We start from the raw sequence: 12251 nt of genomic DNA on the forward strand, positions 1-12251 counted from the left end.
TCAACGTGCCGGCGCGGGCGCTTGCGCCGCGGCCAGCTTTGCCGGCGCCACGGCGCGCGGTGCCACCACCGCGCCCGGGCGCAGCTTCTGCACGCCGCTGACGATGACGCGTTCGCCATCCTTCAGGCCGCCGTCCACCAGCCAGTGGCCGTCGACCAGCGATCCGGCCTGGATGGTGCGTACCTCGGCCTTGTTGCCGGCGCCGACCAGCATCACGGTCGCCTCGCCCTGCGGATTGCGCGTGACGGCCGTGGCGGGCACGCGCACGATGCCTTGCCGCGTGCCCTGGTCGACGCTGGTGCGCACGAACATGCCGGGCAGCAGCAGCTTGTCCGGGTTCGGGAAACGGGCGCGCAGCGTGACGGAACCGGTATCGCGGTTCACCGTCACGCCGCTGTATTCGAGGATACCCGGGTGGCCATAGGTGCTGCCGTCTTCCAGCTTCAGGCGCACTTCGGCCTTGCCGCCGTCCAGCTTCAGCGTGCCGTCGGCGATGTCGCGCCGCAGCGCCAGGCCCTCGGCGCTCGATTGCTGGATGTCGACATACATCGGGTCGAGCTGCTGGATCGTCGTCAGCAGCGTGGCCGAGCCGCCCTGCACGTAGGCGCCCTGGGTGACCTGCGAAACGCTGCTGCGCCCGCTGATCGGCGCCGTCACGCTCGTATAGCCCAGGTTGATGCGCGCCGTGGTCATGGCCGCTTCGGCGGCGGCGACATCGGCGGCGGCCTGCAGTTGCGCCGCCTCGGCGTTGTCGTAGGCCTGCTTGCTGACGGCATTGCCGCCGATCAGCACCTTGTAGCGCTCCAGCTGTGCGGTGCTGCTGACCAGGTTCGCCTTGGCGCGCTGCAGCGCCGCCTGCGCGCTCGCCAGCGCCGCCCGGTACGGTGCCGGATCGATCACGTACAGCGGATCGCCCTTGCGCACGTCCGCTCCCTCGACGAAGCGGCGGTCCTGCACGATGCCGTCGACCCGCGCCCGCACTTCCGCCAGCAGGAACGGCGCCGTGCGGCCGGGCAGTTCGAGCGCGACCGGCACGCTCGTACGCTGGACGGTCAGGGCGGATACTTCGGGGACGGTGGCGGCGGCTTTCGGCGCCTTGTCGGCGCCGCAGCCCGCCAGGACGAGCGCGGCCGCGAGCGCCACGGCCGTGGCAGCCGGGCGCACGGGGTGCGGAAGGGAAGGAAATGACATGGACGGTCCAGGTGACAAGGTTAACAATGGTTCCTCGAAGCCTGCACTATGCCGGGTGGCGGCTTAAACAGGGGTGGTGGAATCATTAATTATCGTTAATCTTGGCGCCGGGCGACGTGCGGTTGCCATTCAGGCCACTGACGGGGTGACGACATGGTGCCGGTCCTCATTGCATTACCGGTCGAAATCCCTCCCGGTTCGGCATCCTGATCGCGGCCAGCGACGCCGCATCGAGCACGGCCTCCGCACCGATAATGCCGTTCAGGTGCAGCGTGTACGCAGTCACCGCATACACTTCATCGACGGTAAGCGATTGCGGGCTGTCCTGCGGCATGGCACGGCGGATGTAGTCGTACAGCGTTGGGGCGTAGGGCCAGTAGCTGCCCACGGTGAGCACCGGCGCCTTGTCGGCGAGTGTGCCTTGCCCGCCGGCCAGCCGCGGCGCCGTGCCCCGTTCGCCATTGGCGCCGTGGCAGGCCAGGCAGCGGGCCCCGTAGATTGCCCGGCCCTGGGCCACCGAGCCGCTGCCGGCCGGCAAGCCAGCGCCATCGGCGCGCACGTCGATATCCCAGCCGCGGATCTGGCCGGCGCTGGGCGTCTGCCCCAGTCCCAGGCGTTGCACGGGCGCCGCCGGGGTACACGCAATCAGCGCGGTGGCGCCCGTGCCGGCGAGGGCCATTGAAACAAGCGCCTTAAACATGGACATTGGACACCTCGCCATCGGCAGCAACCTTCCAGCTCTGGATGGCGTTGTAGTGATAGGCCGAGTTCCGGCCCACGCTGCCGACCAGCGCGTCGCGCGTCGGCTGCACGTTGCCGGCTTCGTCCACGGCGCGGCTTTGCAGGATCGCTTCCTGGCCCGTCCATCGCCATGGAAAGCGGAAGCGCGTCAACGCATGGCGCTGCACCGGCCCGTCCAGTGCCGCGGCCTGCCAGCGGCGCCCGCCGTCGACCGACACGTCGACCCGGGTAATGCGGCCATGCCCGCTCCAGGCAAGGCCGCTGATTTCGCGAAAGCCGTGGCCATCGAGCACCTGGCGCGCCGATGGCGCGGTGATCAGCGATTTCACGCCCATCCGGAACGTGAACTGGCGCGCCGTGCCATCGGGCATCAGGTCGGTGTACTTGGCGGTTTCCTCGCGCGTGTGGAACGGCGCATCGCCCACCTTCAGGCGGCGCAGCCACTTCACGCTCATGTTGCCTTCGAAGCCGGGCAGCAGCAGGCGCAACGGATAGCCTTGCTCCGGGCGCAGCATTTCGCCGTTCTGGCCGTAGACCAGCAATGCATCGTCTAGCGCCTTGGCCAGCGGAAAGCTGCGCGTCATCGCCGCGGCGTCGGCGCCTTCGGCCAGCAACCACCGGGCCGCGGGCAGCACGCCCGCTTCGGCCAGCACGTCGGCCAGGCGCACGCCGGTCCATTCGGCGCCGCTGAGCAAACCGTGGATGTCCTGCACCGTGCCCCTGCCGGGCGCCTTGAATTCCGCCGAGCCGTTGCCGGAACACTCGATGAAGTGGCTGCGCGACACGGCCGGAAAGCGCAGCAGCGTCTTCATGTCCAGCAGCAGGGGCCGTTCGACCAGGCCGTGCACCATCAGCCGGTGCTGCGCCGGGTCGATCGCCGGCACGCCGGCATGGTGGCGCTCGAAAAACAGGCCGTTCGGCGTCGTGCTGCCGAACAGGTGTTGCAGCGGCGTGCGGGTGGCGGTGGGAAATGCCGCGGGCTGGTCCGGCAACTTGCGCAGCACATTTTTTTCGAAGGGGGAGGGCAAACCGTACGGCGGGTTCAGGAAGCCGGCGCCCGGTTCGCGCATCCATTGCGGCACATTGGGCGGCAGGTTGTCCGGCAGGATTTCAGGTGCCGCCGCCTGCACGGCGCCGGGCAATGTGGCGGCGCCACTGGCGGCGGCCAGCGAGGCCGCGGCGCCGCGCGCGATGAAGCGGCGCCTGCGCGGTGACGCCGGCGCGGGTGCCGGGGCACCGGTTTCTTGTCGAACGACATCGTCCATCGGCAGGTTCCTGTCAGCTATTGCAGAGCTGGCAACTTTACGATGGCGCGAAAGTTCCCGTCAACGGCCCTGCTAGACCGAGTTCAGATAAGCTCATGCGCCGCGCGCATGCCCGGATACCCATTGTCGCAAAACCGTTGAACCGGTTTCGACCCGCCCACGGCGGCGGTGCTTGTCGCCGGATCCATCGCCGATGCTAGACTGAAAGTCGACAGGGCGGCAGTACGCCGGTAGTGGGCCGCGCGATCCCCGTCGACCTGACTGCGAAGCCGTCGTGGCATGACGCATGCCGAATTGGAGCAACCATGGGTATATCGCTGCCGGCAGGCATTGCGCGGGATGCGGCAGCGTCGTCCGAGCATATCCGGCTGGCCGGGAAGGTTGTCGAAAGTGTGGCGCACTCGTCCCGCATCGTCGACCGTGCCGAACCGTGCCAGGGCCATGCGATATCGGCCGCGCTCGATTGCAGCAAGGGCTGTCTTGACGATCTTGCTGTTTCATTGCAACGTCACCCGGACCGCCTGCCGCATGCGCCATGCGGCGGCGGTGCCAGCAACGCCGCTCGGGCTGGTGGCGCGGTTGTGGAGGCTATGGTCGAACTGAATGCCCTTATCGCGCGTGCAACATGCGTGCTGGAGGAGGGGGTTCGCTTGCGCGATGCGCAGCGCGAAATCATCGCCGACATGCATGACAGCCTGGTGCGCACCGAGCGGCGGATGCGCGAACTCACGGTGGAAACCAACGAGCTGACGCGGCGGGTTGCCGCGGCCGTGCGCCTGGTGTGACGACGACATGCGGGAGCAATGCCTGGCATAGAGTTGCATGTTGCTGAATTCATACACATTCGGTTCATAACCGTTGTCCGATTGTCCGGGCATGCGGGCTGGTACAGCTGCCGGCCATATCGCCAGCTCCCTCGAATCCGGCATCCCGCCAAACAGTCGAAATCGCACGAACGTGCGGCTCTCCAGGCGCCTTCTCACTCTTGCAGGTCGCTGAATCGGCCCCTCCGGCGTCTCCCGCAAAGTTACCCTGTACACAGATTAAGTTGCCTTGGTTGTCACATTTACTGGCTCTGATATCCATTTCGATATCGAATTTCGCCAAAATTTGATTGGATCGGTAATTTTCACGTTACTAAGATGAGCCAGTCGCACCATAAAACGTTGCCAGGCAACGCCAAAAAAGTAGAACACAGGAGATAAAGCATGCAGAACACCGAAACCGGTGCGGTTCGCCCATCCCATAAACTAAAAATGAAAGTGTCGGTCGCCGTGTTGGCGGGGGCCGGCATCCTCACTAGCGCCTCGGTGTGGGCGCAGGCTGCCGCGGAACAGACGGCCGCAGAACAGACGGCACCAGTCGAGACCCCGACCGTGGTTGTCACGGGCGTCAAGGCATCGCTGATCAAGAGCCTGGCGATCAAGCGCACCAGCGACCAGGTCGTGGAATCGGTCGTCGCCGAAGACATCGGCAAGCTGCCCGACAACAATGTCGTCGAAGCGCTGCAGCGCGTGACGGGGATCCAGGTCACCAACCGCGCCGGCGGCGAGGTCGGCACCCTGTCCATCCGCGGCCTGCCCGACGTCCAGACAACCTGGAACGGCCGCAGTATCTTTACCGCGTCCGGCACGCAGGTTGCGCTGCAGGACATTCCTTCGACCCTGGTGCGCCAGATCGACGTCTACAAGACGCGCGACGCCAGCCAGCTGGAAACCGGCATTGCAGGCCAGGTCGACGTCAAGTCGCTGCGGCCGTTCGATTTCAAGGGTCCGAAAGTCTCGATCTCGGGGCGTGCAACCTATCTCGACCCCGCGGAAAAGACGAACCCGCAGCTCAGCGCCATGTTCAGCAACCGCTGGCAAACGGGCTTCGGCGAAGTCGGTGCCCTGGTCAACCTGTCGCAGACCAGGACGAAATACCGCAACGAAAGCGTAACGCCGGGTGCCATGGTGCCGTTTGCCAGCCCCAATGCCGCCGAAGTTCCTGCGGGTTACACGCCCTTGCAGCGCATTACCGATACCAGTATCTGGACGCCTGGTACCCTTACCGGCTTGCCGACGGCAGCAGGTTCGACGCTTGATTTCAACGGCAAGGCACATCCTTATTACCTGTCACGCGACGCCGTTTTCCAGAGCGACCTCCAGGGCGAGCGCAAGCGTCCCTCCGCCAACATCGCCTTGCAGTGGAAACCGAACAGCAGTTCGGTCTATACCTTCGAATCGATGTACAACGGCTATCGTGACAAGGCCTTCAACCAGCTGCTGTTCAGTTTCGTCGACTGGTGGGGGGATCTCGGCAGCAACCCTGCCGGGACGATCACGACGTTCCCGGGAACAAACATCATCAAGAGCCGTACGGTCGGCAACGTCTATGGCTTCAACAGCGGCGACTACACCACATCGGCAACCGATTCCCGCATTTATGCCCTGAACGGCAAGTGGGATCTTGGCGACAGGCTGAGGCTGGAAGGCGACCTGTCGTATCAGAGCAGCACCTTCCACTCGGAATTCACCGCCACCCGGATCGATCGCGTTGCACCGTCCATCACCGTCGACTTCAATGACGGCGGCGACAACACGGCGTTCCGTTTCAATAATAATGCCGACCTGACCGACCCGACCAAGTGGAATGTCGCGCAGTTCTACGATACCGCCAACCGCAACAAGGGCAGCGCCGCGACGGCCAACCTGACGGGCGTCTACGATGCCGACTGGGGCCCGCTGCAGACGCTCCACTTCGGCCTGCGCTACGACGACCGCAAGGCGTCGGAGGCCAACCGGACGCAATCGGCCTTCCTGGGCCGCAACCTCGGCTCGCTCGATTCGGCGTATTACTCGACCAACTCGAACTTCGGCACGGACATCTCGGACGTACCCCGTACATGGCTGGAGCCCAATGCCTACTACATCCGCGACAATATCGACGAGTGGCGCAAGCTCTATAACGCGGCCGATGCGAACTTCCTGACAACGGACCAGCTGCGCCTGCAGAAGACGTTCAAGGTCAATGAAAAGACGGCCAACCTCTTCCTGATGGCAAACACCCAGAACGAGCTGTTCGGCCATCGCCTGCGCGGCAATTTCGGCGTTCGCTACGTCAAGGTCGATACCGACATGACCTTCTACAAGGTCGATGCCACCACCAAGGCCGTCACGGCGACCAGTGCCAGCAAGTCGGCCAGCAAGCTACTGCCAAGCATGACCCTGATCTACGACCCTGCCCAGGACGTGGTGGTGCGCATGAACTATGGCGAAACCCTGCGCCGCCCGGGCTTCGGTGCCTTGAATCCTGTCCTGCAACTCGGTGACGACGTATCGAGGGTGGGTTATGGCTCGGGCAGCGGCGGCAATCCCGACCTGGAACCGACGCGTTCCAAGAACCTCGACCTGACGGCCGAGTGGTATTTCCAGAAGGACAGCGCACTCTACGGCACGCTGTTCAAGCGCAAGATCAATGGCCTGGTGGTGGACCTGCGCCGCAAGGTGCACGTCGATGCAGCGGACGACCCGTTCCGCAACTCGACCTCGGGCGGCGACCATACGAACGGCTATGACTACGTCATCAACTCGCCGGTCAACGCGTCGGACGGCACGATCAAGGGCGCCGAGCTCGGCTTGATCTACTTCCCGAAAGGGCTGCCGAGCCTGCTGGACGGCCTGGGCATCCAGGCCAGCTATACGCGACTGAGCTCGTCGCAGAATGTGCCCACCGCCAATGAAGCCGGCGTCATCGTCTCGCAGCTCGAGACACCGTTCTTCGGCGTGTCCGACAAGTCGTATAACGCCACGCTGGCCTACGAAAAGGGCCCGGTCAGCGCGCGCCTGTCGCATGTCTGGCGTTCCGGCTTCCTTGCCAGCAACGAAGCGGCCCTGTTTGCCAATCCGATCGGTATCTGGCGTCATCCCGAAAAGAGCCTGGACATGCAGATCTCCTACAAGATCAACGAGAGCATGTCCGTCGATATCAGTGGCGTCAACCTGACGAACGAAATGCAGCAGGCGTACTACCACTTCGGCGATGCGGGTAATGCGCAGGTGAGCAATTTCGGCACGCTGCAGATCGGACGTTCGGTCTCGGTTGGCTTGCGCTGGAAGATGTAAGCTCCGGCGGTCAGGAAGAACCCGCCAGCCAGGCAGGGCGCTGCCCGGTTTACACCCGCAACACCCTTGTTCATCTGAAGCTGCGTCCGTTTGAAACTCCGGTCTTCGGACCGGGTTTTACCTGAAAAAAAAAGCCCCTGGAATGCTCCAGGGGCTTTTTTTACGTCATGGACCGGCCGGATTCCCGGCCGGAAACCGTATTCAGAACTGGTAGCGCAGCGTTGCCGACACGCTGCGCGGGGCCTGGTACGTGATCGCATTGAAGGCGGCGAACATCGCGTAGTGCTTCTTGTCGAACGCGTTGTCGATGTTGAGCTGGGCCGACAGGCGGTCGTTGATGTCGTAGCGCGCCATCAGGTTGACGAGCGTGAAGGCATCCTGCTCGATCAGGCCGCTGCTGCCGGCCGGTGCGCTCGGGTCGGCCGTCCACGTGCGGCTTTCCCAGTTGGCGCCGCCGCCGACCGTGAGCTTGCTCAGCTCGCCAGGGAAGCGGTACGTGGTGAACACGCGCAGTGTCTTGCGCGGGTAGATGCTGTTGAACTGCGCGCCGGTCGATTCCTCGGCCTTGAAATACGAGTAACCGGCGGTGGCGTTCCAGCCGCGTGCCAGTTCGCCGGACAGTTCGGCTTCGAAGCCTTTGCTCTCCGCGCCGTCGGCCGCGCGGTAATAGGTTTCCGGCAGCAGCGGGCCGTCGCCGTCGCGGTCGATATTGTCCACCGCCACGCCCAGCTTGTCCTGCTTGATGCGGAACACGGAGAACTGCGCATTCAGGCGGTTGTCCAGGAATGCGCCCTTGATGCCGGTTTCATAGCTCTTGCCGACGATCGGGTCGAGCAGGTTGCCGTCGAAGTCCTTCAGGTTCTGGGGCTGGAAGATGTCGGTATAGCTGGCGTAGGCCGACCAGTTGCGGTCGATATCGTAGACCAGGCCGGCATACGGCGTCACTTCGCGGTCCTTCTTGATCGCGTAGGCAGCGGTCCACAGGCCGACACCGGTCTTCTCGTAGTTGCTGACGCGAGCGCCGACGATCAGTTTCAGCGGATCGGCCAGGGAGAAGCGCAGCACGCCGTACAGGCCCTGCTGCTTCGTTTCGCTGCGTTCGTAGAACGTGCGCGGACTCCAGGCCGGCTGCGGGTAGGCGCCGGGATTGAAGTTGTTGAAGTTGCCCACCGCGTGGCTGACGTTGCCGTAGTCGGCGGCGCGGCTGTCGGAGTTGAACTCCTGCTTCGAATGCAGGTAGCCGAACGCCGCCTCGTGCTGGCGGCCGCCCAGCGCGAACGGACCGCTGGCGTGCAGGCTGAAGTCGTCCTGCTTCGAACGCGTGTTGTACGAGCCGGAGAAATCGTTCATGCCCAGGCCGGTCACGCGGTCGGGCACGCCCGACAGGTACAGCAGGTACGTGTCGCCCTTGCGGTCGCCGCGCGTGTACGACGCGCGCGCCTGCCAGCCGTTGGCGAAGTTGTGTTCGAGATTGACGAAATAATTGTCGTAGCTGCTGCTCCACGTGGTCCAGTCGGCGGCCGTGGTCTTCGAGCGGTCCCAGTTGGTCTTCGTGCCGTCGGTGTAATAGAACGGCAGGCCTCCCCACATCGAGCCTTGCGGATCGGTTTCCTGGCGGCTGGCGCCGGCCGACAGCAGCGTGCCGGGGGCCAGGTCGGCCTCGACGGTGGCGAAGATCGTCTTGTCCTTGTTCTTCAGCGAGTCGACCCAGCTGTCCGCCTTGCGGTATTCGCCGACCACGCGGGCGCGCACCGAACCGGTTTCGTTCAGCGCGGTCGACACGTCCGCCATGGCGCGGCGCTCGTTCCAGCGACCGATGCCCACTTCGGCCGTGCCGGTCAGTTCCTTGCTGGTGGCGCGCTTGCGGATCAGGTTGATCGCGGCCGACGGATTGCCGGCGCCGGTCATCAGGCCCGTCGCGCCGCGGACGATTTCCACGCGCTCGTAGATGGCCAGGCTGCCCAGCGTTTCGCCGGCGCTCCACGACTGTTCCCATGTGGTCGGGATACCGTCGATCTGCAGGTTGGTGATGTCGAAGCCGCGCGCCGTGAAGCCGGCCCGGTGGGTTTCATACTGGTTCACCGACACGCCGGTGGCGTTGTTGACCACGTCCGTGATCGTGGCCAGGCCCTGGTCCTCGATGCGCTCGCGGGTGATCACGGAGACCGCCTGCGGCGTTTCGCGGATCGACAGTCCCAGCGGCGTGGCAGTGCCCAGCACGCGCGTGGTATAGCCGGTGTCGCCTTCCTTCTGCGCCTGCACTTCGACCTGCGGCATCACCGGCTGCGATTGCTCTGCAACCTGGGCGAGGGCGGCCAGCGGCAGGGCGAGGCTCACGTACAGTGGGAGGCGGGCCAGTTTCGGGCCGGCGGCGCGTGAATTGTTCTTCATTGGTTGTCCAGTTGGCGGTGCGGATGCCGCATTCATGCGGCGCGCACCGGCGGTAGTTTACTAAGGAACGTGAATGATAACGATTCGCATTCTTATGTCAATGTAAACAAACCAACTGGACAATAATTTTTTTCCCTTATGGAAGGCGGCTTATAGATCTTGCAAGCGGTGATCTCCATTGCGGCCGGTTCGGCTTGCCGGACTGTTGCCGTTGTCAACTGGAAGAACGCCTGCTTTGCGCTGGCGCAGCAAATGACCTGGGGTCAGGCCCCAGGACAAAAGCTGCGCGAGATCAAACGCTGCCGATGTCCAGCGCCGTCCAGCGCGACCCGGCCCGGTCGCTCGCCAGCACCGCGTCGATGAACTTCATGCCGGCCACGCCATCGTCGACGGTCGGCAGGTCCGCAGTCTCCGCGGGTACCGGCAGCCCGGCTTCGATGGCATGGATCCTGGCCGCGGCATCCCGGTACAGCTGCGCGAACGCTTCCAGGTAGCCTTCCGGATGGCCGGACGGCACGCGTGTCGCGCGTTCCGCCGCCGCGCCGCGCACCCGGCCGCGGGTTAGCCGCTGCGCGCTGCCGCCTTGCGGGGTCAACCACAGCTCGTTCGGATTTTCCTGGTCGAACGCCAGGCTGGCCTTCGTGCCGAACACGCGCAGCTTCAGCGCGTTTTCGCAGCCCGTGGCCATCTGGCTCGACCACAGCATGCCGCGCGCGCCGTTCGGGTAGCGCAGCATCACCTGCACGTGGTCGTCGAGCACACGGTCCGGCGTGAACGAGTGCAGTTCGGCCAGCAGCTCGTTCGGCTGCATGCCGGATATGAAACCGGCGAGGTGGAAGGCGTGCGTGCCGATATCGCTGGTGCAGCCGGTGGGGCCGGCGCGCTCCGGATCGTTATGCCAGTTGGTGCGCTGGAATTCCGCGCTCTGCGGGCCCGCCTCGGCCATCCAGTCCTGCGCATATTCGACATGGACCAGCCGCACATCGCCGATCGCGCCCGAGGCCACCAGTTCGCGCGCATGCCGCACCATCGGGTAGCCGCTATAGGTGTGGGTGAGGGCGAACACGCGGTTCCTGTCGCGTGCCAGCGCGGCCAGCGCCTCGCCTTCGGCCGTGGCGATGCCCAGCGGCTTGTCGCAGATGACGTGGATGCCGGCTTCGAGGAACGCGGTGGCCACCGGCGCGTGCAGGTGGTTCGGCGTGACGATCGCCACGGCATCGATGCCGTCCGGCCGTGCGCTTTCCGCGCGCGCCATCTCGCGGTAGTCGGCGTAGCAGCGCGACGGATCGAAGCGCAGCGCGGTGCCGCTGGCCAGGGCGCGTTCCGGGTTGCCGGACAGCGCACCCGCGACGACTTCATAGCAGTCGTCCAGCCGGGCGGCGATGCGGTGCACGGCGCCGATGAAGGCGCCGTCGCCGCCGCCAACCATGCCGAGCCGGAGCTTGCGGGCCACGGCGTTGCCCGACGAGGGCTTGTGCGATCCGATCGCGCTCATGCCGGAATCCCCATCAGGCCGCGCAGCGCGGCGCGGTCGGTGCCGCTGCCGGCGAAATCGTCGAAGGCCCGCTCGGCCACGCGGATGATATGGCGCCGGATGAACTCGGCGCCTTCGCGCGCGCCATCCTCGGGGTGCTTCAGGCAGCACTCCCATTCCAGCACGGCCCAGCCGGTGTAGTCGTACTGCGCCAGCTTCGAGAAGATCGCCGTGAAATCGATCTGCCCGTCGCCCAGCGAGCGGAAACGGCCGGCCCGGTCGACCCAGCCACCGTAGCCGCCGTACACGCCTTGCCGGCCATCCGGCCGGAACTCGGCATCCTTCACGTGGAAGGCCTTGATGCGTTCGTGGTAGATGTCGATGAACGCCAGGTAATCGAGCTGCTGCAGCAGGAAGTGGCTCGGGTCGTACAGGATGTTCGCGCGCGGATGGTTGTCGACCGCCGCGAGGAAGCGTTCGAACGTGACGCCGTCGTGCAGGTCCTCGCCGGGGTGCAGCTCGTAGCACACGTCCACGCCGGCGTCGTCGAATGCGTCGAGGATCGGCCGCCAGCGTTTGGCCAGCTCGCCGAACGCTTCCTCGACCATGCCGGCCGGGCGCTGCGGCCACGGGTACAGGTAGGGCCATGCGAGCGCGCCGGAAAAACTCGCGTGCGTGGTGAGACCGAGGCGCTGCGACGCTTTCGCCGCCGCCTTCACCTGCCCGACGGCCCATTCCTGCCGCGCCCCGGCATTGCCGCGCACGTGCGGCGCGGCGAAGCCGTCGAACAGCTGGTCGTAGGCCGGATGCACGGCCACCAGCTGGCCCTGCAGGTGGGTGGACAGCTCGGTGATCCGCAGCCCGTGTTCGGCCAGCACGCCGGCGATCTCGTCGCAGTAGGTCTGGCTGTCGGCCGCCTTGTCCAGGTCGATCAGGCGCGGGTCGGTTGGCAGTTGCACGGCCTCGTAGCCGAGGCCTTTCGCCCAGCCGGCCAGGTTGGCCAGCGTGTCGAACGGCGCCTCGCCGCCCATGAACTGGGCGAGGAAGATCGCCGGTCCCTTGATGGTCTTCATGCGGATCCTTGTT

General features: G+C 65.4%; 8 protein-coding genes. 2 read left to right on the plus strand and 6 right to left on the minus strand.

Annotated elements, in window-relative coordinates:
* The 3 genes from GJV26_RS26380 to soxC all read right to left on the minus strand — a co-directional run bounded on the left by GJV26_RS26380 (position 1) and on the right by soxC (position 3197).
* On the minus strand, positions 1–1191 hold the full coding sequence (locus GJV26_RS26380) for an efflux RND transporter periplasmic adaptor subunit (protein ID WP_155711582.1): 1191 nt from the start codon (positions 1189–1191) through the stop codon (positions 1–3).
* Between the two features lie 166 nt (positions 1192–1357).
* Entirely contained in the window at positions 1358–1870 is a 513-nt protein-coding gene (locus tag GJV26_RS26385) for a c-type cytochrome (protein ID WP_155711583.1), read from the minus strand.
* 13 nt (positions 1871–1883) lie between these two features.
* A complete protein-coding gene (gene soxC / locus GJV26_RS26390; protein ID WP_155711584.1) occupies positions 1884–3197 on the minus strand; it encodes a sulfite dehydrogenase in 1314 nt (437 codons plus the stop codon).
* Positions 3198–3502: 305 nt separating this feature from the next.
* Between soxC and GJV26_RS26395 the strand changes: the two genes are divergently transcribed.
* Entirely contained in the window at positions 3503–3982 is a 480-nt protein-coding gene (locus GJV26_RS26395; protein ID WP_155711585.1) for a hypothetical protein, read from the plus strand.
* 423 nt (positions 3983–4405) lie between these two features.
* Positions 4406–7300 carry a TonB-dependent receptor gene (locus GJV26_RS26400; RefSeq protein ID WP_155711586.1) on the plus strand — a complete coding sequence of 965 codons (2895 nt, stop codon included), beginning with the start codon at positions 4406–4408 and terminating at the stop codon, positions 7298–7300.
* A 201-nt stretch (positions 7301–7501) separates the two neighbouring features.
* On the opposite strand, the gene GJV26_RS26405 is transcribed toward GJV26_RS26400, so the two are convergent.
* The 3 genes from GJV26_RS26405 to GJV26_RS26415 all read right to left on the minus strand — a co-directional run bounded on the left by GJV26_RS26405 (position 7502) and on the right by GJV26_RS26415 (position 12238).
* Positions 7502–9691, minus strand: a complete 2190-nt coding sequence (locus GJV26_RS26405; protein ID WP_155711587.1) for a TonB-dependent siderophore receptor — start codon at positions 9689–9691, stop codon at positions 7502–7504.
* A 292-nt stretch (positions 9692–9983) separates the two neighbouring features.
* Complete coding sequence (locus GJV26_RS26410; protein ID WP_155712744.1) at positions 9984–11120, minus strand: Gfo/Idh/MocA family protein; 1137 nt, start codon at positions 11118–11120, stop codon at positions 9984–9986.
* Between the two features lie 62 nt (positions 11121–11182).
* Positions 11183–12238, minus strand: a complete 1056-nt coding sequence (locus tag GJV26_RS26415) for a sugar phosphate isomerase/epimerase family protein (RefSeq protein ID WP_155711588.1) — start codon at positions 12236–12238, stop codon at positions 11183–11185.
* Between the last annotated feature and the right edge of the window lie 13 nt (positions 12239–12251).

Source organism: Pseudoduganella dura, assembly GCF_009727155.1.
Taxonomy (GTDB): Bacteria; Pseudomonadota; Gammaproteobacteria; order Burkholderiales; family Burkholderiaceae_D; genus Rugamonas; species Rugamonas dura.